Consider the following 20285-nt stretch of genomic DNA (forward strand, 5'->3'; position numbering starts at 1 on the left):
GCCACCGCGTCGAATCAGTCGTCGTCGGTCGCGCCGATGCTCGCGTCGCTGTTTACCGTGGCTGTCATCGAAGGCGGTGCGATCGGTCCATCAGTCGCGCCGAACTCCGGGTTAAAGAGCTGGAGTGCGGTGTGGATAGTACTCCAGTCGTCCTCTGCGGCTGCCTCGCGCAGGCTCTTGGTCGGCGGTGCGAGCAACTGGTTGACCAGCGAGTCGGCCATCGCCTCGACGATCTCGCGTTGCTCTGCGGACACCTCGTCGCCTAACCGTGAGAGCGCCGTTTCGACCTCCTGTTCTTTGATCCGTTCGGCGGACTCGTACATCGCAGCGATGGCCTCGTCGGCGCGGGCGCGCTTGTACTGCTCGATGAGCAACTCGAACTCGTGGTCGATCATCGTCTCGACCTCCTCGGCGGCGTCGGCTCGTTGATCGTGTGTCTCGGCGGTGATCGACTCGAGGTCGTCCAGATCGAACACCTGCACCGCAGGTAACGCGTCGGTCTCCGGCGCGACGTCGCGGGGCTGGCCGAGATCGACGATCACCTGTGAATCCTCCTTCCCCTCGAGATGGTGGGGTTCAACGACTGGCTCGTCGCTGCCGGTCGCCGCGACGACGACATCCGCGCGGGTTGCGACCCGCTCTAGGTCCTCGAGCGAGACGACCGTGGTGTCGGTTTCGTCGTCGACATCGCTGACGAGAGGGGTTGCGCGTGAGACGGTCCGGTTAGCGACGACGAGTTCGTCGATGCCAGCGGCCGTGAGACTCCGAGCGGCGAGCTGTCCCATCTCGCCAGCGCCGACGACCAGCGCAGTCGCCCCCTCGAGATCGATCTCGCGGGCGGCCCGTCGCGTCGCAGCCGAGCCAAGCGAGACGACGCCCTCGTTGATCGCGGTCTCGGTCCGGGCGCGTTCGCCGACGTGGATCGCCTTCGTGACGGCGGCCTCGAGCATCGAGCCGATCCCGCCGGCGTCGCGGGCGTCCTCGTAGGCGGTCCGAACCTGCCCGATAATCTGGTCTTCGCCGATGATTACCGACTCGAGGCCAGCGGCGACACGCAGGAGATGGCGTAAGCTCTCGTTGTGGTCGGTCGTGACGACGGCGTCGTCCTCGACGCCAGCGAAAAACTCAGAGAGAGCGGCTCGGCCGACGACGTGGTCCGGTCCGACGACGTATGCCTCGACGCGGTTACACGTCGACAGAACGTACGCCTCTTCGATGTCGGGCACAGTCAACAACTCCGTCACAGCGGTCGTCTGACTCTCGGGGCTGGCAGCGGCGAGCTGGTCGACGGTCCCACACCGGTGTGTGACACGCGCTGCGGTGACGACGCCGGTCGAGATCACGACCGATCACCCCCAGTAGACAGATTCTCGGCGAGCACGTCCTCGATCACTTGGGGACTGTTGGAAGTACCTGTACGTAAAGCTGTCCAAACATCTGGAGAATTAACGACGTCGGTGACGATCTGCTGCCGTCGGTCGACCGCCACGTCCCGGGATTTGAGTTCTTCGCGCACCTCCGCACAGACCTGCGCCATCTCGCCGGCTCCGGAAAGCGTTTCCTCGAGTTCCTGGCGGAGATACTTGCTCAGTGCGGGTGCTTGCCCGCCGGTCGCGACCGAGACGACGACGGGATCCTCGCGGACGGTCGCGGGAACGACGACGCTACCGGAGTCGCGCTCTCCCGACCGGTCCGCACGATTGACGAGCGTGCCCCGTTCGCGGGCCGCGTCGGCGATGGCATCGTTGATCGTGTCGTCGTCCGTCGCGGCGACGACCAGTGCGGGAGTCGTCCGCTCGAGCCAACCCGGAATCTCGTCCGGGTCGGGTGCGGCCCGCACGAGTTCGGCTCCGCCGAACTCCCGGTCGGCAAAGGTCGGACTGACGACGATCACGTGCGCTTCACGGTCGAACCGCCGGGCTTTCCGTGCACCCACGTGGCCGCCGCCGAAGACGAGCACCGTCGTGTCGGTGAAGTCGTGTAAGAGTGGAATCATGGAGGAAACGTTGCTACCGCAGGGCGTTACTGCGCTCTGGTGTTCGCGTCGGCGCGTTCGTCCAGTCGAATCCCGGTTTTCTTCAAGATCTGTGTCGAAAACAGGGAGTCCCAGTCGTCCTCGGAGACGTCCCAGTACTCGCTCATGGTCTCGCGGACCTGTTCGATACGCTGCTGGCTTTCGTCCTCGCTGCGGCCGTGGGTCATCGCGAAGAAGTTGTACGGCCAAACGCCCTCGTGACGCGGTCGCCGATAACAGTGCGTGACGAACGGCAGCGCAGCGACTTCGGGGCCGACCTCGGGGACGACCTCGTCGGGGACGTTCCAGACCGTCATCCCGTTTTCCGTATAGCCCAGCGCGTAGTGGTTGGGCACGACGCCGATCCGGCGGATCTTGCCCTCACGCTCGAATCGTTTGATGGTCTCGAGCACCCAGTCGGCCTCCTGGCCGATCGCGTCAGCCACGTCCGCATACGGTGTTTCGGTCAGCGGGACGCCGCCTTGGATCTCGAGGACGAGGTCGCGTTCGGCTGGCGACAACGTCGCGTCGTCGGTCGGTTCGACGTCGGGGCCGCGCTCGGATAGGTCGATCCCGGCTGCCGCGATGTCCCCGTCGCCGTCGAGTGGGCCGTCGACGTAGAACTTGGCTTCGACGCGGAACTCGCGTTGTTTCGGCAGGTTGTACGTCTCCTGGCCCGTCTCAGCTTCGATCTCGGCTAACACCTCCTCGACGCGGTCCTCGTCGGCGACGCTGACGACGAACCAGACGTTCAGGTGTGGATGCTCGCGCTCGTAGTTGTGAGCTACCTCGCGGTGGGCGTTGACGGCCTCGACGACCTCGTCGAAGTGGTCTTCGGGGGCGTGCATGGCGACCAGCGTCGCCGCGCCGCCGATCTCCTGGGCGTTGACGAGCGGGCCGAACCGCGAGAGGACGCCGCGATCATCCAAGTCACGAATCGTCTCGAGCAGCCCCGCCGCGTCGATGTCGATCCCGTTCTCGCGCATGGCAGCCGCAGCAGGCTCGAACGGTCGTTCCACGACAGGAAAGCCGCCCTGAAAGGCGTTGACGACCGCCCGTTCGCGCTCCGTGAGATCGACGTCCGTGGTCATAGATGATACTCACGGCCCGCGGAGTATAAGCGGATTGGAACGGTGACAACGCGCTCACTCTGGCTGATTCGTTACCTGTCGTACCAGCGTCGACTCTACTATCTCTACCCGTGCTATACGACACCTAACCTTTATTGTAAGAAAGTAAGAGTTTCTGGTATGAAACGCCGTCAACTGGTCAGTGGGGCATCGCTGGCTGCGATCGCGACACTCGCAGGCTGTACTGGGGGATCAGGGACCACGGGAACCGAGTCGTCGAAGCCGCCGATCGACCAACTCGAGATTTCGATCTTCGACGTTCGACAGCCAGATCTCGGTGTCCAAAGCGCCACACTTCCCGTTATTCTCGAGTTCACAAACCCGGCGGACGTGGAAATTCCGTCCCCGTCGGGTGAATTCGATGTCGCGATTAACGGCTATTTGGTCGTCACAGCAGAGCCGACACTGAACACGCTCGAGCCGGGAGAAACGGCGAAGACGACGCTGGAGCTCATCATCGAATACGTCGATAGCAGATCGGCAGCGGTCGATGCACTGCGAAGCAAGAGTTTCCAGCTCACGATGGACGGCAAACTCCGGTCAGAAGACGCCACGGAAACCGTCTCGTTGTCGTACGATTACGGACAGTGACGGGCACCCGTCTCAGACGGACTCCTGTCAGTCAGTGCCGGTGGGACCGCGACCGTCCTGCGGTCCCACCGGTATATCGGGACAGCAGACCGTCTCAGTCCGTCCGATCGCCTTCGACGCCGGTCACGTCGAAGCCCAGGTCACGGATGTCCTCGAGGATCGCCTCGTGGTCGGCGCTAGCCTCGTAGTAGATGACGATGTCGAAGCTACCCTCGCGCAGCAGTTGCTGACACTCCCAGACGAACTCCTCGTCTTCGAGGGTCAGTCCCTGATGCTGGTTCGAGGAGAAGTCGGTGTCGTCGTTGCCCGAGTAGACGTAGCAGTCTTTCGGGTCGTGGCCTGCGTGCTCGGCGATAATGTCGCCGACGTCGATCGTCGCCTGCATCATCTGGACGTCGTCTTGGCCGTCGTAGTCGGTGTGGACGATCGCGCCGTTGAGTTCGATCTCGCCGGGCTCGAGCAGCGCTTTGGTCCGCTGATAGAGATCCTCGTCGAGAACGTTGGAGTTCGAGTCTGCCATTAGCTCACTCGAGCAGCGCCGGACTGATAGCCGTCACGGTTCCGATGGCAGTAAGAGCCGTTATTCGACGGGCGTTTTTCTGCCCCTCGACGCTCGAATCCGAGGGCGAATCGTGTCTGCTGGATTGACAACGAGCAACACACAAGACACATAGGCACCGGTGACTTTTCCACGGATAATGAAGCGGTGGCTCCGCGGACGCGTCGATGCGGCCTACGAACGGCTGCTTTCACGTGAGATATCCGGCGCGCCAACCCACGTTGCGGTGATCCAAGACGGCAATCGACGGTATGCCCGAAAGCGAGGCGGCGACGCCCACGAGGGCCACCGCGCCGGTGCGAAGACGACCGAACGCGTCCTCGAGTGGTGTCAGGATATCGGCGTCGAGGAGTTGACGCTGTATGCGTTCTCGACGGAGAACTTCGAGCGCCCGCCCGACGAGCGAGAGGCGTTGTTCGACCTCCTCGAATCGAAACTCCGCGAGTTCGCCGACGCCGACCGCGTCCACGACAACGACGTCCACATCCGCGCCCTCGGCGATGTCGACCGGCTCCCCAAGCGGGTTCGTGAGGCCGTCGCCTACGCCGAGGACCGAACCAACGACTACGACGAGTTCGTCCTCAACATCGCGCTGGCCTACGGCGGTCGTGCAGAGCTCCTCGAGGCCGTCCGCGGCGTCGCCGAAGCCGTCGATGCGGGCGAACTCTCGCCCGACGAGATCGACGTCGGGGACATCGAACAGCGACTCTACGACCGCCCGGTGCGTGACGTCGACCTGATCATCCGAACCGGCGGCGACGAGCGCACGTCGAATTTTCTCCCCTGGCACGCCAACGGCAACGAGGCCGCGGTTTTCTTCTGTACGCCCTACTGGCCGGAGTTCTCGAAGACGGACTTCCTTCGGGGGATCCGAACCTATGAACACCGCCAGGAGTCCTGGCGGCGCACTCGTGCCCGGCGTGCGCTGGCCTTACTCGGGGCCGTCAGCGAACCAGAACTCGCCGAAGCGCGCGCGATCGTCGACCGGTTCCGCGACTCGCTGCCCTCGAGCGAACGGCCCGACGCCGGCGAGTTCGAGACTGGCGACTCGAGCAGCCAGATCGCAGACTAGATCAGCGGCCGAACCGCCGCGACCGATTACAGTACTCGCGCACTGCCCGCAGGAAGTCCCGTTTGCGAAAGTCCCGCCAGTTGACGTCGGTAAAGTACAGCTCCGAATAGACCGACTGCCAGATCATAAAATCCGAGAGGCGCTCTGCGCCGGTTTTGATCACCAGATCCGGCTCGGAGGGAAAGACGAGATGGTCTTCGACATCCTCGTCATCGATCTCGTCGGGCTCGAGGCTGCCTGCGTCGACGCGCTCGGCGAGGGTTCGGACGGCGCTGGTGAACTCGTGTTTTCCGCCGAGGCCGATCCCGATCCGGATCGGCGCATCGGCGCGTGCCTTGTCGTCGGGTCCGCGGACGGCGACGGGCCGCGGTGCGTCGATCCGCTCGAGTTCACGTTGCAAAGCCGGCACCGCCGCCGCGTCGAGGACGCTGACGTAGACGGTCACCTGCGAGGCGTATTCGACGGCCCACTCGAAGAAATCGGTGAGCGTCTCGTAGGCACCTCGCTCTAACAGATCGCGCTCGGTGATCACGAGCGCGATGTGATCCGGCGGGTCGCCGTCGTGGCGGCGGATTCGAAAGGCCAGATACCGTTCGTACAGTCCCACACCCGTGCTTTCGTTGCTGGTATCATACGGGTTACGGGTTTCGGCGGACAGCGAACCGACAGCTCTGATCTGGCGAAAGAGACGCTAAGGACGGCAAAAACCGATCCGGAGCAGGTTCACGAACCTTGAAGTAATCGCCACAGAAAGGGACCGATATCGTGACGGCACCCGTTCGGCAAGCTGGCGTGTTCGCAGCCCTCTGTACGCTGTCGCTTGTCGTTCCGCTCGCTAGCCCGCGCGTCGGAGCTGCGATCGCCGGCGCCGTCCTGTTGGGTGCCTACGTTATCACCGACGGCCCGCTGTTCGACCTACTTGCCTACCCGGGCGATTACGAGGATTCGCGGCTCTACGGACTCATCACGTTCGTCCTCGCGGCAGTCGCGCTCGGACTCATGGCGACCGCCGCATCGATGCCGGTCGCCATCTTCGTCGGAACGATCCTGCTCGTCGGCTACGGCAACCTCGGCGAGCAACTCATCAGGCTGCGAACCGACAGCCCCGTCGTCCGCGTCGTCGGCTTCTGTCTGACGGCAGCCGCCGCAGCCGTCGCCGGCCAGGCCATCACTCGCTCGCTGGCGGGCGAGGCCGTCGTCTCGGCGCTGCCGCTCATGGTCTTTCTGGCGGCCAGCGGTGCGTTTCTCGCCGCGCTGTTGCGTGACGTTCTGTTGCGCTCCGACGACCCCATCGTCGTCCTCTCGGTCGGGCTCTTGCTGTGGCTGCTTGCGGAACTCGAGCCGACCATCGGCCCGACGGAACTCCTCATCGCGCTTGCAGTCACCGTCGTACTCGGCTATACGTCCTATGCCCTCGAGACCGCTTCCATTGCGGGGATGCTCACCGGCGTCTTGCTCGTCTTGCTGACGACCGTCCTCGGCGGCTACGGCTGGTTTGCCGTCCTCGTCTCCTTTTTCGCCATCGGCGGCCTCTCGACGAAGTTCCGCTACGAGGAAAAGACGGAACTCGGCGTCGCCGAGGACAACAACGGCGCCCGTGGAAGCGGCAACGTCCTCGGCAACGCCGCGGTCGCACTCGTCGCCGTCCTCGGCTATGCCGCCAGCGACGCCGGCTTGCTCCCCCACGAACCCGAGCTCTTCTTATTCGCCTTTACCGGCTCGATCGCCACCGCGATGAGCGACACTCTCTCGAGCGAGATCGGGAGCGTCTTCGACCGACCGCGACTGATCACGACCCTCCAGCCGGTCGCTCCCGGCACTGACGGCGGCGTCACCTGGCAGGGTGAACTCGCCGGTATCGCCGGCGCAGCCATCGTCGCCGCCATCGCTACCGGGCTGTTCCCCGAAGTGGGTGCCGCCGGCGCGGCGATCATCCTTGCCGCAGGGATCGCCGGAATGACCGTCGATAGCCTGCTCGGCGCGACGCTCGAGGGATCGGTACTCGGCAATCAGGGCGTGAATTTCCTCGCGACGCTGTCGGGTGCGCTCGTCAGTGCCCTGCTGGTGTTGACCGGTGCCGTCTTCGGCTGACGGCGACATCGATCGCCCAGAGACGGAGACGCGACAGTATCGTTTCTGAGAGTCGGCGACCGGTATAACGGCCCCTCGTCAGCGACGGTGGCGCTGCGTCTGGACGGAGCAAAACATAGGAGAGTCCAGCAGGGCGGCTGTGATCGACTCTCGTCTCAGCGCGTATCACACATGGTGCTGGATGCGCCGGGACAGTGACAACAGCCCGTTTCATACGGACTCCTGTCAGTCAGTGCCGGTGAGACCGCAGGACTGGCGGCGGATGCACCGGGAAGTCGTGACAGCAGCCCGTCTCAGTCGTCTGCAGTGTGGAACGTAGTCTCCGAGGGTGTCGTCTCGGAGGAGCCGAATCGATCGTCGACAGGATCGACCCGAGTTGCGGACTGTGAGTCCGGCGTGTTGTCGGTTGTTGTCGCCCAGAACATCATCCAGACCCAGGCGCCGAGGAGTGCGACTGCGACATATGCTGGGGGCGTCATAGTCGTCGCTCAGGACCGACAGCATATGAACGGCTCGGACCAGGCGAACGGTGAACCCTGCTGTCATTCCCCGTCCGGGCGCTGCTCGGCGACATCGTCGATCGCGTGGACCCGAACGTCGGTCGGTCGTTTCGTGAACTGTCCGAGCGAGCGTGCGATGATCCGGTCGACGCCACGGTCGGCTGCCAGATCGAGCAGGCGCTGATCGAGGATTTCGTCGAGGACGATCGTCGTCGGCACCGCCTCGAGCGCGTCGAGTGCCTCGTAGGCGTCGCTCGCGTCGGCTTCGTCGATCGGCGTGGCGTCGGCGTCGAGAAACCGAACACGATCGGAGTTCGCCCGTACGATCTCGGTCGCGTGTCCGTAGATCGTTTCAGGGCCGCGGTCAGCGTCTGATTCGGCAGCGGTCGCGTCGTCGGACTGTGCCGGTTCCGAACCGGCCACCACGTCGGCGGTGTCCGGCTGTGGCTGACTCGCCGCTGTCGCCCTGGCCTCGTCACGTGCGTCGGTGGCTGCGTCCGGCTCTGTGGCTGAGTCGTGGGTATCTGTCCGGTCGGACTCCGTCGTCGGTGGCGCGGTCGTGTCGCCGGTCGGTGGCGGTGCCGGCGTCGTGCTGCCGTCGGTGGCGGCGACGGCTTCTCGAGGCTCGTTTAACTCCGCAACTGTCTCGTAGGGGACCTTGTTCCGGAGGGCAGCGAACACTTCGTGATGGTCGAGTTCCTCGACGGAGCTGTCGGCGGGAGCGAACGCGACGTAATCGATGTCACCGACCTGGGCGAGCTCCTCGAGGATGAGGTCGCCGCCGCGGTCGCCGTCGAGGAAGGCCGTAACCGTACGATGACGGGTGAGTTCGGCCACGGCGTCGGGGACGCTCGTCCCTTCGACCGCGATGGCGTTTTTGATGCCGTACTTGAGTAGGGTGAGGACGTCGGCTCGGCCTTCGACGACGATGATGGCGTCACTGTCGGTGACCCGTGGGCCGGCGGGCAGGCCCTCGTACTCGGTGATATCCTCGACGCGGACGTGCTGGCGGACCTCCGCTAAGATCTCGTCGGAGGACATAATCGAGTCGTCGAAGCCCGTTCGGAGGAGTTCCTTCGCGCGATCGACCACTTCCTTGCGTTTCGCAGCGCGCACGTCCTCGATCTTGCGGACCTCGAGATCGGCTCGGCAGGGACCGACGCGCGTGATCGTCTCGAGCGAGGCCGCAAGCGTGGCGGTTTCGACCTTATCGAGGCCCGTCGCGATAGTGACTTGACCGTGGGACTGACCGCCAGTGCTCGAGATTTCGACATCGATACGACCGACTTTGCCAGACTGCCGGAGGTCGCGGAGGTCGAGTTCGTCGCCGAGCAGCCCTTCGGTCTGCCCGAAGATTGCGCCGACGACGTCGCTCCGCTCGACGACCCCGTCAGCCGTAACGTCCGCGTGAATGAGGTATTTCGACGTATCTTCCATTGGAGATCTGTCCCCGGGAGGGGCGCGGTGACGCGGGAATCGCGTCCAGAGACCGGTTTATATATGATTTGGTTCGTGGGGGGCAAATAGCTGTTGACCTCTGGATACCGTGTGCGGGCGAGTGGACTGTCATCAGTTCGGTGTTACTGATGGCCACCAGTCATGGAGCGCGACACGGTATCTTCCTCTCGCCGACGCTGCCGGCCAGTTGGAGACGGTCGGTGAATCGGGTCTGTCGGAGGATGTGTGGCGCCATTCGCTCATACGGTCTCTTGTACCGATGTCCCGGTGGGACCGCGACCGTCCTGCGGTCCCACCGGCACTGACTGACAGGAGTCCGTATCAGTACGCCGGTCGATACCAGTACCAGTACAGCACGACCGCGAGCAACACGACGAGCCCGCCGAGGAAGAAGAGGAGGCCAGGCGGGACAGTTGCAAACACCGCCTCCGCCACCGCGTCCCCGCCGTCGCTCGCGTTTTTCGCCGCTTCGCTGCCGGCGTCCAGTGCCGAATCCGACGCGCTCGCCGCATCCGAACTCGCCCCGTTACTGGATCCGTCGCTTCCGTTCACGTCGGTAATTCCGATGTCGCCGCCATCGGTCGAGGTGCTCGTATCGTGGTCCGAGCCTGTCGACTGGCCCCCGCCATCCGGGTCACCCGATTGTGACTCGCCGGTCGCTCCAGTCGGCGCGAGCCAGCGTGTCAGTGTGTACTGCACCAGCAAACTCCCCCCTGCGAGCGCGCCGATCCCGCCGAGAAACCGCGAGAGTGCCGCTTTGAGTTTCGCTGCCCGCGACTCGTCGCTGGTGACGATCAGCGGCCCGTCCGTCGTCGCATAGACGCTCATCTCGTTGCCCCGCGAGGAGTACCAGGTGTCGACGACCGCGACGAGCCCGGCGTCCTCGAGGTTTTCTAAGTGATACCGGACGTTCTGGATGGAGGAATCGATCGCGTCGGCGATGTCACTCGGCGTTCCGGGTTCCTCGTCGAGGCGTGCGTAGATTTGCCGAGCCGTCGTCGAGGAGAGGGCGCTGAAGACCGCATCGGCGTCCTCACCCTCGAGATCGACGACGCGAGGCTGGCCCTCCTCGGTCGTCGTCTCGGAGCGAAAGGGGAACAGCCGGGCCATACAATCGATTCGTACTCACTGGCAGACCCATATACGTTTTTTCCTCGATGAAATATCGATTGTAGCTATCGTCGCAACTGATCGTCACGGTCCCTGATCATACGACTGGAGCGTGGGTCGGAGCGAGCACCGTGAGCGAGAGCCGCAAACTGTGCGATCAGTGTGACTCGTTTCGATCACCGATTTCTCGAATCGGCGAGCCGACGACGGCGTATCGATGAACAAATCTCTTCGATAGCGGAGTTCGAACAGAAAGAACTACCCATATCGAGCGGGACGATCACATATGCACCGGAACGAACTGGGATTCTGGATCGCGGTCGCGGTCGTCCTCGCCGGACTCACGGTGCCGTGGTTCCTGTGGGGATCGGCGACCGTCGTCGCCGGGCTGCCAGTGTGGCTCTGGTGGCACGTCGGCTGGATGGGCGTGGCGTCGATCATCTTCTGGCTCTTCGCCCAGCGTGCCTGGGGGATCGGCATCGAATCGGCGGGCGACGATGACGGTGGCGAGCGACTGGGCGGTCCCGGTCGGGCTCGAGAGCCACGAACCGGCGGTGAGTCGCCATGAGGGCGGTCACACTACAATTGGCGATCATCGTCGGCTACCTCCTGCTTGCGCTCGCGGTCGGGCTGGTCGCCTATCGCCTGACCGACCGCACCGCCGAGGACTTCTATCTCGCGAGTCGCACGCTCGGCACAGTCGTGTTGCTGTTTACGACGTTCGCGACGCTGCTGTCGGCGTTTACCTTCTTCGCCGGCCCGAACATCGCCTACGCACAGGGGCCCGAGTGGATCCTCGTCATGGGGCTGATGGACGGCATCATCTTCGCCATCCTCTGGTACGTGATCGGCTACAAGCAGTGGTTGCTCGGCCAGCAGTACGGCTACGTCACCCTCGGCGAGATGCTCGGCGACCGCTTCGGATCACGGTGGCTCCGCGGGCTCGTCGCCGGCGTCAGCCTGCTCTGGCTGTTCCCCTACGTCATGCTCCAGCAGGTCGGCGCTGGTACGGCACTCGAGGCGCTCACCGACGGCGTAGTGTCCTACGAACTGGGTGCGGGCCTGATCACGGTGTTCATGATCCTCTACGTCGTCGCCGCCGGCATGCGCGGGGTCGCCTGGACCGACACGCTCCAGGGTGCGTTCATGCTCGTGACCACCTGGGTCGCGCTGCTGTGGGTGCTCGCAGCCGTCGGCGGCCCCGGCGCAGCGACCGCAGCACTCGCGTCAACGCCCGACACCGCCGGCTACCTCTCGCTTGGCAGCGGATACTACACGCCCCAGTGGATTCTCTCGACAGCGATCACGATCGGCTTCGGCGTCGCGATGTTCCCGCAGGTCAACCAGCGCTTCTTCGCCGCGGGCTCGAAGGCCGTGCTCAAGCGCTCCTTTGCCCTCTGGCCGATCCTCTGTGTGCTGCTGTTCGTCCCCTCGTTCATGCTCGGGGCGTGGGCCGCCGGCCTCGAGGTCTCGATTCCCGAGGGAGCGAACGTCCTGCCACTGATCCTCGATGCGTACACCCCGACCTGGTTCGCCGCGCTGGTCATCGCCGGGGCGATGGCCGCGATGATGTCCTCCTCGGACTCGATGTTGCTATCGGGGTCGTCGTATTTCACGCGGGATCTCTATCGACCGTTCGTCGACCGAACTCTCTCCGACAGCCGAGAAGGGCTGCTGGCCCGCGGCGGCGTCGTGGTCTTTGCGACTGCCGCCTTCTTCGCCAGTCTGTTTCAGCCGGCGACGCTGTTCGACCTCGGCAACGCCGCCTTCAGCGGCTTCGCCCAGCTCGCACTACCGGTGTTGCTTGCCCTCTACTGGCGCAAGGTTACGCGCGCCGGGATCACCGCCGGCATCCTCGCGAGCCAGGGCTTTTACATGGCGAGTCTCTTCGTCGCCGCTGTGCCGGGGTCCTACGCGGGCTGGTCGGCCGGCCTCGTCGGGATGGGGCTTGGCCTCCTCATCACCATCGCCGTCTCGCTGGTCACCTCGCCGGCAGCCGACGAACAACGCGCGATCTACTTCGACGGCCTCGGTGCCGACTGATACGGTCTGCTATCACTGGTTACCGGCGCACCCGCAGGACGGGTCGCGGGTGCGCCGGCACTGACTGAGAGGAGTCCGTATGACCGAGTCGAATCGCCACCCTGAACGGTCCCGATTGCATAGCCGGCGACCATGACGATCGATCTCCCACCTGCGGTCGCCGACGACTGGCGCCAACTCGGCACGCAGACCGAGAACCGACGGCTCGCGCTCATGACGATCACCGCCGAGACGACCGTCTTCGAACACCAGCCGACCGCCGACGCACTCGAGCAACTCCACACAGATGGGTCCATTCCGGCCCGATCGCTGTTTCTCATCGAACTGGAACTCGACCCACCGCTGTCGACGATGGGACTCTCTCCGAGCGATGCGCTCGGAATGGCCGCCCCGAAAGCACGCAACGGGTTCGTCGAGACGATCGAAGACGACGGGATCCTCGTCGGCGACGAACGCGCAAGCGAACATATCGACCGCCCGGACGGCACCGTCGGCCATCTCACCGTTTTCGAGGCTGCCTATCCGATCGACGACGCGGCAGCTGACAACGACGACGGCGACGATGAGGCTGCAACGATCGACGCCGAAGCCCACGTCGCTATCTGGCCTGCCGCCGACACGTACGTCATGGCCGGCGGGCTGGTGCCCCTCGAGGCGCCCGACGAACCAGCCACTCTCGAGGCCGCCCTCGATATCAATCCGGCCCGCGACCGGGAGGCGATCGTCGACCTGTTTCGGGGCCTCAAACTCGAGGCGACGGAGGACTGACCGCGCTGCTGTCGAAACGATTAGGTGGCCGACCATCGATGCGTCGCTATGGCACACTATAGCGGCCACGACTACCCGGAGCTGGCAAAGACCGGCTTCCTCCTCGGGCTCGCCCTGTTCGTCGTCGGGACGGGCAGCGAGCTCGTCGGCCACGCGATGTTCGGATCGCTTCCCCAGTGGGAGAACACGCTGTTTTTCGCGCTGACGATCATCGGCTTCGCGATCGGCTTCGCCTCGCCGTTCGTGTTCGGTATCGTCATGCCGCTCATCGAGTAGCGCGGCAACGACGATTCCTCACTTACTCGTCCGTTTCGTCCCTGGGTGCTCGACGACGAAGCCACTCGAGACCGAGCGTACCGCCGACGACGCTCGCACCACCGGTGAAGCCGGGAACGTCATCGGCGTTGGCATCACTGTTGACATCACTCTCGTTTGTTTCGTTGACGTCGTCCTGACTGGGCTGAGCGTCGCCAACGCTTTCGGTGTCGGTTGAACCGGTATCCGGCTCAGTTTCTATGCTGGGTTCGTTCTGGTCCGAATCGTCGCCAGTGCGTTCCCGATCGTCCGTCTCGGTCTCGCCGTCTTCTGTGTCACCGCTCGATTCGCCGTCGCGGGACTCGTGGGTGGTCTCATCTTGGGACGAACGAATGGCGAACAGTCCATCGCTGGTGGTGAGATAGAGTGCATCGTCACTGACGACGTAGGGGGGCTCGTAGCTATTTCGGTGGACGCTGACGTCTCCAGCGCCTTCGTACGGGATCACCCACTTCTTTGATCCGTCCGTCAGATCGAGCCCGAGAATCGCTGGTTCACTCCCGAACTCCTCGAAGAACTTCTTCGCCTCGTCGGTTTCGGCCGCCGAGGGTGGATGGTAGGAGACGATGGCCGTCTCTCCAGCGATAACCGGGGCGCGGAAGGCGAAGATCCCCGAGAACACATCGTATTTCCAGCGGTACTCGCCGCGTTCGTAGTCCCAGGCACCGAGCGGCTCGCTTATCCGTGGGCGGGAGAGCCGCACCTCGTTCGACGTTGCGAACGGGGCGTCCCCAGTCGTTCGTGTCGGCACCTCGCCGTCGTGACCGAGGAGTCGTTCGGCATCACCTTCGTACTCGGTCACGGAGACCGTCACACGGTGTCCTATTTCGAGATTCTTCACATAGATCGTCTCCTCCGTCGCAACGATCGGTTCTCCACCCCCACCTTTGGGAAAATCTGCGGTCCAGAGCTTGATTCCTGTCGTTGCCTCGAGTGCGACGAGCGCCTCCGGTGAGGTATGGGCGTATACGGTTTCGTTTGCGACGGCGGCGGATATCGAATCGAACGACCGTTCTTCTAGTTCCGAGTCCATTGCCATTCCCTGGTAAGCAGCTATTTCGATTGAATCGTACTTCCAGTTCACCGACCCATCGTGTGCGTCGATCGCGTAGAGCGATCCATTGGCAACGACATAAACCGTCTCGTGTGCGACTGTCGGCTGCGTCACCGACTCGCTACTGTCGAACTCGACTTCCCAGACCACCTCGCCGGCTGTGCCGTCGAGCGCGACCAACCGCTCTCCGGTGACGTAGACCGTCTCGTTGGCAACCGCGGGCGTTCCGTCGACGTTGAGATCCTCCCGTTTCCACTCGAGGTCCCCCGTTCCTGCATCGAGGGCGTGCACTGCTCCGTCGTCAGTTCTCAGGTACGCCCTTCCGTTGGCGGCAGCGAGGTCACCGGTTTCCTCGTACTTCCAGGCGAACGTGTCTAGTTCCGAGCTCGCAGCCGTCTCGACGGATGCCGTGTTCGCTGCGTTCCCTCGATACGACGACCAGCCCGTTGAATCGGTGACCGGATTCGACGGCTCGGCATCCCGTTCTTCTCCACTCGCTGAAGTGGCGAAAATCCCACCGGCCGCGAGCGCTGCACTACTAGCGAGGAATGACCGTCGCTGCCAATCGTTCATACTCGAAGCGGTGTGGCTGACCCTATCGCTATAGGGTTGTTAGGGACAATTTCATCGCAACCCATAGCCTCAGAGAGGGAATCAGAGTCGAAGGTCTCGACTGTCAGTATCAGTAATTCCAGTACTGTTGTGTTTGAAACGGGTGATGGGAGTGATATAATAGCCGAATAATCGGCTAATTCACATTCAGACTGCGTCCAACCAGTGACCCTGACGATGAGACATCGAACGGCGTAGATTCTGGTGGTTTTTATAACCACAGCCCCTCCGTACCGCATATGCAAACCCACATCGTCCCGGTCGGGTTCGACTACGACCGGCTGATCGCGCCGCTCGTGCGCGATCAGATCGACGTCGACAGCGTCATTTTGCTCGAGGGGGCCGTCGGCAGCGAGGCCAACGTCGAATACTCTCGACACCTCTCGAAGAAACTCGAGACGGACTTTCGGAACCTGCTGGGAGCCGAAACCGAGCGGTTCGTCTTAGAGGACGTCTACGACTACGACGAGGCCTTCGAGCAGGCCTACGAACTCATTACAGCGGAACTCGATGCCGGCAACGAGGTCTGGGTCAACGTCGCTGCGATGCCCCGGACCGTCAGCTTTGCCTTCGCCAACGCTGCCCACTCGCTGATGGTCGAACGCGAGGAAGACCGCGAAGGGATTCATACCTACTATACCGCCCCCGAGAAGTACTTAGAGACCGAACTCGCCGAGGAACTGCGCGAACAGATCGCCTTACTCGAGGACCTCCGCGAGGACGGCGACGGGATCGAAGACGATCGGATCGCGGACCGCCTCGAGAGCGCGCGCGATCTATTGGCCGAGTTCGACGAGCGGGGGACGACTATCGGCGCAAAGGAAATCGACGGCAAGCACATCGTCGAGTTGCCGGTCGCCTCCTTCTCGAACGTCAAGCCCTTCGAGGAACTGATCCTGTACAAACTCGGCGAAGGCGGCGAGTTCGACTCCGTCTCGGAGCTCGCCGAATCGCTGGCGCGCGAGCTCAACGAGGAGTACACCGACAGCTTCCGGTCGAAAGTCATCTACAACGTCGATCGGCTGGGTCCCGGCGGCAAAGGATACATCGAACGCGAGGAACACGGCAAGTCCTATCGGACCAGACTCTCCCGGATCGGCGAACTGTGGGTACGAGCCCACTCCGACTCTGACGCCTGACGGGTGTTTACACCGGTGTCGTGTCGCAAACCGACTACGCTATTCGCTTGTGGGCTCGTCCCAGTCGGTAAAACAATCCTCGGGCCGGACATCGCGGATCGCCTCCTCCCCCTCTGCCGGGATGTGCTGAAAGCAGCGCGGTTCGTTCTCCGACGTGGCGATCCACGCCGCCTCGTTCCCGCAGACGGCACAGTTCGGCGCACTGCCGACGCGCAGCGCGTACCACCAGCGCCAGTCATCGAACCGGGAACGAACGCGCGCCCGCAGCCGTGACAGGAAACTCACAGTCGATCGGCCCCCTCGAGTCGGTCGCCGTCGGTCATCATACTCGAACCTAGCCACTCACGCTACTTCGGCGCTTCTGATTCCGAAGTCATCCCCGGAGTGAGGAGCGCCCGCCGCGACGGTCACGGGGATGGTCGGCTCAAGCGACTCGCTCGAGCAGTCGTTCCCGAAGCACGAGCAGGCAGGGCAAGACAGTGAGACAGGCGACGAACGCGAAGATGATACTTAGACCCGTGACCAGCCCGAACCGCTGGAGGGGTGGCGCAAGCGCCAGCGCGAGGACACCGAAGCCAGCCGCTGTCGTCGCCGCACTGCCGAGTAAGGCGCCGCCGGTGCCGGTGATCGTCGCTGCAAGGGCCTCATCGAGTGAATCCCGCTCGTTGCGTTCGGCAACGAACCGCTCCCCGACGTGGATGCTGTAGTCGACCCCCAGACCGATCGCGAGGCTCGTGATGACCGCCGTCTCGCTGTTAAAGGGCAAGCCGAGGGCCGCCATCGCACCGAGCAGCCACGCGAGCGCGGCAACGACGGGTGCGAGCGTGACCGTCCCGAGCGTGAGCGTTCCGTGACGAGCCCAGTAGAGCAGCGTCAGGAAGCCGAAAATGACCACCAGCGTGACGGCGAACGCTTGAACCAGCGTCTCGAGCAGCGCATCCTGGATCACCGCGGTCGTGACAGGTCCGCCCGTCGCGATCGTACTCGCGGGGCCGTTCGCTTCGATGGCGGTCGCCAGCGCTCGCGTGCCGTCAGCGACGGGCTGGGCGGCGGCGTCACCCTGAACGGTCACGAGCAGGCGGGCCGACTCGTACTCTCCGCTGTCGGTTCGGTAGAGGACCTCCCCAGCACGCTCCGGCGCGACATCGAAGAGCACGTCGTAGAAGCCGGCGACGTCCTCGTCGGGCAGCCCGTCGCCGTCAGTATCTCGCTGCTCGAGGGCGGCTGCGACGGTTTCGTTAGTAGCTGCTAGCTCGTGGATGACCGACGGCGGGCCCTCGATTGCGGCCCGTCCGTCCGCTCGGACGACGATCGTGCCCTCGTCGTCGACCGCAGTGCTCGCGCGCTCGATCGCTGCGAGCGTCTCCGGATCGGTCACGGCTCCGCGTATCAGTACCTGCGTTTGGCTGCCCTCGCCGCGTCCAGCGAAGTGCTCGCCGAGGTAGGCCGCCTCGTCACTGATCGTGTACGTGTCCGGAGCGAGGGGGCCAGGCAGCGATTTCGCCCACTCCGGCGCGTCTTCGGGGAGGAAATCGGCCCGGTTGAACTCCGTATCGATGTCGGTCGCGCCGTAGGCCCCGCCAGCGGCGAGGACGAGGGCGACGAGGACGACCACGGTCGGTGCCCGCTGGACCAGCCCGACAAGCCCCGACAGCACGCGGTTGACGACCCCGGTCCCCATCCCGAACGGCGGGAGCGCTCGGTCACGACCGAAGCGGCCCTCGAGAACGTCGTCGAGTTCGACCTTGAGCGCCGGGACGAGTGCTGCGAAGGCGACGAACGTTGCGACGATGCCGCCGGCGCTCAACACGGCGAAGTCCTGAATCGCCGGCAGCGGGCTGATGACATTTGAAAGGAAGCCGACGGCGGTCGACACCGTCGCCGCAGCGAGCGCGAGGACGACGCTCGCGAGTCCGACACGCATCCCGCCGCGTGGCCCGTACGAGCCGCCGTTTGCGCGCTGGGGTACGTCTTCGGTCGCCGCGTGCTCGTTGGAACCCGCTCTCGCCTCCCGATAGCGCATGACGACGTGCAGCGAGTAGTCGATCCCCAGTCCGATCAGCAGGAAGGGAACGGCGATGAGGAGTTGACTCGTCGGTATCTCGAGCCAGCCGAGAATGCCGGCGACCCACGCCATCACGACGGCGATCCCGACGAACCCGAGCACGACGTCGACGACGTCGCGATAGGTAACGCCGAGAACGACGAGGATGAGGACGAGCGCGACGGGGGTGATGATCGCGAAGCTATCGCCGACGGCGTTCGCCGACGCCTCGTCAGTGACGCCCTGCCCGAAGAGGAACGCGTCGGCGAACCGATCATCGACGCGCTCGTCGATTTCGACCTGTGCATCGTAGGCAGCCTGTGGGTCCTCGTTTGGGCCGCTCTCGTCGACCTGGAACAGGAACGTAATGCGCGCGTCGGCATCGGTCGCGCCCGGTTCGTAGTCGCTCGGGAGGAACTCGTAGGGGTCAGCACCCTGCTCCTGTGGACCCTGCCCGCCTCGGTCGGCGTCGGGGTCGAGCACGTCGGCCAGCAGCGCCTCGACCTCCGCGTCCGAGCGCGATTCGAGGGCTGCAATCTGTTCGTCGAGCGTGGGTGCACTGGTATCCGGCGGCCCGTCGGCAGCAGCCGCCCGGTCTTCGTAGACGGCAGCCGTCGCGACGACGTTCTCGAGGCCGACGAATCCACGCTCCCCGAGCGTCGCGTTCAGATCGGCGTCGTCGCGGACGTCCCGTTGGAGATACAGGCCCTCGAGCAACGAGTCACGCGTGAGCACGTCGCCGCCCTCGTCGCGGACGACGAGCTGTGAGACGATCGCGTCGTCAGTACCGTAGGTCGCTTCGATCTCCTCGAGTGCGGCAGTCTCTGCGGAGTCAGTCTCGAACTGGCCGATTTCCCCTGCTTCGGGCGACCCCATCGCCGCGCCGGCTGCAACGACGCCGGTGAGAAGCACGACGAGGACGATCACGAGGCGACTATGTGCCGTGATCGTCTCCGCGTATCGGGTCGCGATAGAACCGCTCATGTGTCACTCACGCTCGATCACTAGTCGCCTCTCGGATCGGGGCCTTCATAGCGTTTCGGATGGAAACCGATACGCTATAATCGATTTCCGATTATGAACACCGATATCGATCGTGAACGCGGCGTGCTCACTCCCGCAGACCGCGCTTACTTGCTCGGCGAACGCGAGATGAGCCACGAACAGTCGAAACGAAACGCGGAGGCACGAATCCGTCAACGGATCCACGCAGCGGCACTCGATTTCGATCTGCTGTTGCATACGCTTCCGGAGAAAGACCGCCGGCAGGTGTTCGAGCGGACGGCGACCGACGAGAAGTTCCTCGACGGACTTCGGGCGATGATCGCCTTCACCTATCTCGGCCTCGAGACCCACGGCGTCGGCTTCGAGGACGTTCTCGAGCCCGCTGTCCGAAGCTCCGAGGAGTACCTCGCGGCGACCGATCACGACGTGAGCGTCTCGGTCGATCTCACGTTCGACGTCGAGACGACGGTCGAGTCCTCACTGTCGGGTGTCGTCTCGCGACTCGAGGCCGGCGAGCCGGTCACCCCGCGGGAACTGTTTTCGGTCGTCATGCAAGGCGACTACGACGCGACCGGCCTCGACCGAATCACGGTCGTTGGCGCGGACGCCGACCAGCTCACGGACGGCTTTCTCGAGCGGCTGGCAGCGTATCTCGAAGGTGAATTGCGGCACGTGACCGACTCGAGAGCGGAGCTCGTCCTCGAGGCGGACGCTGACGAGCACCCGACCGCCTGCCAGTCGGAGCCTGATGCGAACGCGGACGGCACCTGATAGCGATGG

20 protein-coding genes are annotated in these 20285 nt (G+C 64.1%); 9 read left to right on the top strand and 11 right to left on the bottom strand.

Annotation, left to right across the window (positions count from 1 at the left end):
- Positions 1 to 14 precede the first annotated feature (14 nt).
- From hemA to ACERI1_RS11105, 3 genes are read right to left on the bottom strand one after another with little or no spacing between them, the layout of a single operon-like run.
- The gene (gene hemA, locus ACERI1_RS11095; protein ID WP_373618549.1) at positions 15 to 1340 is read right to left on the bottom strand and encodes a glutamyl-tRNA reductase; all 1326 of its coding nucleotides are present in this window, start codon (positions 1338 to 1340) and stop codon (positions 15 to 17) included.
- Positions 1340 to 1996 (bottom strand): bifunctional precorrin-2 dehydrogenase/sirohydrochlorin ferrochelatase, encoded by a 657-nt coding sequence (locus ACERI1_RS11100; protein WP_373618226.1) that lies wholly within the window; start codon positions 1994 to 1996, stop codon positions 1340 to 1342. Before ACERI1_RS11100 ends, hemA begins: the two co-directional genes overlap by 1 nt.
- A gap of 26 nt (positions 1997 to 2022) precedes the next feature.
- On the bottom strand, positions 2023 to 3105 hold the full coding sequence (locus ACERI1_RS11105) for an Lrp/AsnC family transcriptional regulator (protein WP_373618227.1): 1083 nt from the start codon (positions 3103 to 3105) through the stop codon (positions 2023 to 2025).
- Between the two features lie 159 nt (positions 3106 to 3264).
- Here ACERI1_RS11105 and ACERI1_RS11110 point away from each other — a divergent pair, with 159 nt between their 5' ends.
- On the top strand, positions 3265 to 3735 hold the full coding sequence (locus ACERI1_RS11110; protein WP_373618228.1) for a hypothetical protein: 471 nt from the start codon (positions 3265 to 3267) through the stop codon (positions 3733 to 3735).
- Between the two features lie 94 nt (positions 3736 to 3829).
- Here the strand turns inward: ACERI1_RS11110 and ACERI1_RS11115 are convergent, their stop codons facing one another.
- The gene (locus ACERI1_RS11115; RefSeq protein WP_373618229.1) at positions 3830 to 4255 is read right to left on the bottom strand and encodes a DUF5778 family protein; all 426 of its coding nucleotides are present in this window, start codon (positions 4253 to 4255) and stop codon (positions 3830 to 3832) included.
- 178 nt (positions 4256 to 4433) lie between these two features.
- Here ACERI1_RS11115 and uppS point away from each other — a divergent pair, with 178 nt between their 5' ends.
- Positions 4434 to 5366, top strand: coding sequence for a polyprenyl diphosphate synthase (uppS, locus tag ACERI1_RS11120; protein ID WP_373618230.1), 933 nt, complete (start codon positions 4434 to 4436; stop codon positions 5364 to 5366).
- 1 nt (position 5367) lies between these two features.
- Here uppS and ACERI1_RS11125 read toward each other — a convergent pair whose 3' ends face one another.
- Complete coding sequence (locus ACERI1_RS11125; RefSeq protein WP_373618231.1) at positions 5368 to 5973, bottom strand: undecaprenyl diphosphate synthase family protein; 606 nt, start codon at positions 5971 to 5973, stop codon at positions 5368 to 5370.
- A 158-nt stretch (positions 5974 to 6131) separates the two neighbouring features.
- Here ACERI1_RS11125 and ACERI1_RS11130 point away from each other — a divergent pair, with 158 nt between their 5' ends.
- Positions 6132 to 7457, top strand: coding sequence for a TIGR00297 family protein (locus ACERI1_RS11130; RefSeq protein ID WP_373618232.1), 1326 nt, complete (start codon positions 6132 to 6134; stop codon positions 7455 to 7457).
- 293 nt (positions 7458 to 7750) lie between these two features.
- Here the strand turns inward: ACERI1_RS11130 and ACERI1_RS11135 are convergent, their stop codons facing one another.
- The 3 genes from ACERI1_RS11135 to ACERI1_RS11145 form a co-directional block, all read right to left on the bottom strand.
- A complete protein-coding gene (locus ACERI1_RS11135; RefSeq protein WP_373618233.1) occupies positions 7751 to 7936 on the bottom strand; it encodes a hypothetical protein in 186 nt (61 codons plus the stop codon).
- Positions 7937 to 7999: 63 nt separating this feature from the next.
- Positions 8000 to 9394 (bottom strand): DNA primase DnaG, encoded by a 1395-nt coding sequence (dnaG, locus tag ACERI1_RS11140; protein WP_373618234.1) that lies wholly within the window; start codon positions 9392 to 9394, stop codon positions 8000 to 8002.
- Positions 9395 to 9736: 342 nt separating this feature from the next.
- A complete protein-coding gene (locus ACERI1_RS11145) occupies positions 9737 to 10525 on the bottom strand; it encodes an ArsR/SmtB family transcription factor (RefSeq protein WP_373618235.1) in 789 nt (262 codons plus the stop codon).
- A 286-nt stretch (positions 10526 to 10811) separates the two neighbouring features.
- Between ACERI1_RS11145 and ACERI1_RS11150 the strand changes: the two genes are divergently transcribed.
- The 4 genes from ACERI1_RS11150 (at position 10812) to ACERI1_RS11165 (ending at position 13612) form a co-directional block, all read left to right on the top strand.
- A complete protein-coding gene (locus ACERI1_RS11150) occupies positions 10812 to 11093 on the top strand; it encodes a DUF3311 domain-containing protein (protein ID WP_373618236.1) in 282 nt (93 codons plus the stop codon).
- Complete coding sequence (locus tag ACERI1_RS11155; protein ID WP_373618237.1) at positions 11090 to 12568, top strand: sodium:solute symporter; 1479 nt, start codon at positions 11090 to 11092, stop codon at positions 12566 to 12568. Before ACERI1_RS11150 ends, ACERI1_RS11155 begins: the two co-directional genes overlap by 4 nt.
- Positions 12569 to 12700: 132 nt before the next feature.
- Entirely contained in the window at positions 12701 to 13336 is a 636-nt protein-coding gene (locus ACERI1_RS11160; protein WP_373618238.1) for a hypothetical protein, read from the top strand.
- Between the two features lie 48 nt (positions 13337 to 13384).
- The gene (locus ACERI1_RS11165; RefSeq protein WP_373618239.1) at positions 13385 to 13612 is read left to right on the top strand and encodes a hypothetical protein; all 228 of its coding nucleotides are present in this window, start codon (positions 13385 to 13387) and stop codon (positions 13610 to 13612) included.
- Between the two features lie 22 nt (positions 13613 to 13634).
- Here ACERI1_RS11165 and ACERI1_RS11170 read toward each other — a convergent pair whose 3' ends face one another.
- Positions 13635 to 15278, bottom strand: a complete 1644-nt coding sequence (locus ACERI1_RS11170) for a PQQ-binding-like beta-propeller repeat protein (protein ID WP_373618240.1) — start codon at positions 15276 to 15278, stop codon at positions 13635 to 13637.
- Between the two features lie 278 nt (positions 15279 to 15556).
- Here ACERI1_RS11170 and ACERI1_RS11175 point away from each other — a divergent pair, with 278 nt between their 5' ends.
- Positions 15557 to 16456 (top strand): DUF6293 family protein, encoded by a 900-nt coding sequence (locus ACERI1_RS11175; RefSeq protein WP_373618241.1) that lies wholly within the window; start codon positions 15557 to 15559, stop codon positions 16454 to 16456.
- Between the two features lie 39 nt (positions 16457 to 16495).
- Here the strand turns inward: ACERI1_RS11175 and ACERI1_RS11180 are convergent, their stop codons facing one another.
- Together ACERI1_RS11180 and ACERI1_RS11185 are read right to left on the bottom strand one after the other, a co-directional pair.
- Positions 16496 to 16741: a hypothetical protein gene (locus tag ACERI1_RS11180; RefSeq protein ID WP_373618242.1), complete on the bottom strand. Its 246-nt coding sequence runs from the start codon at positions 16739 to 16741 to the stop codon at positions 16496 to 16498.
- 139 nt (positions 16742 to 16880) lie between these two features.
- Positions 16881 to 19484 carry an RND family transporter gene (locus ACERI1_RS11185; protein WP_373618243.1) on the bottom strand — a complete coding sequence of 868 codons (2604 nt, stop codon included), beginning with the start codon at positions 19482 to 19484 and terminating at the stop codon, positions 16881 to 16883.
- A gap of 93 nt (positions 19485 to 19577) precedes the next feature.
- Here ACERI1_RS11185 and ACERI1_RS11190 point away from each other — a divergent pair, with 93 nt between their 5' ends.
- On the top strand, positions 19578 to 20276 hold the full coding sequence (locus ACERI1_RS11190) for a hypothetical protein (protein WP_373618244.1): 699 nt from the start codon (positions 19578 to 19580) through the stop codon (positions 20274 to 20276).
- Positions 20277 to 20285 lie beyond the last annotated feature (9 nt).

The sequence above is a fragment of the Natrinema sp. HArc-T2 genome, assembly GCF_041821085.1.
GTDB lineage: Archaea > Halobacteriota > Halobacteria > Halobacteriales > Natrialbaceae > Natrinema.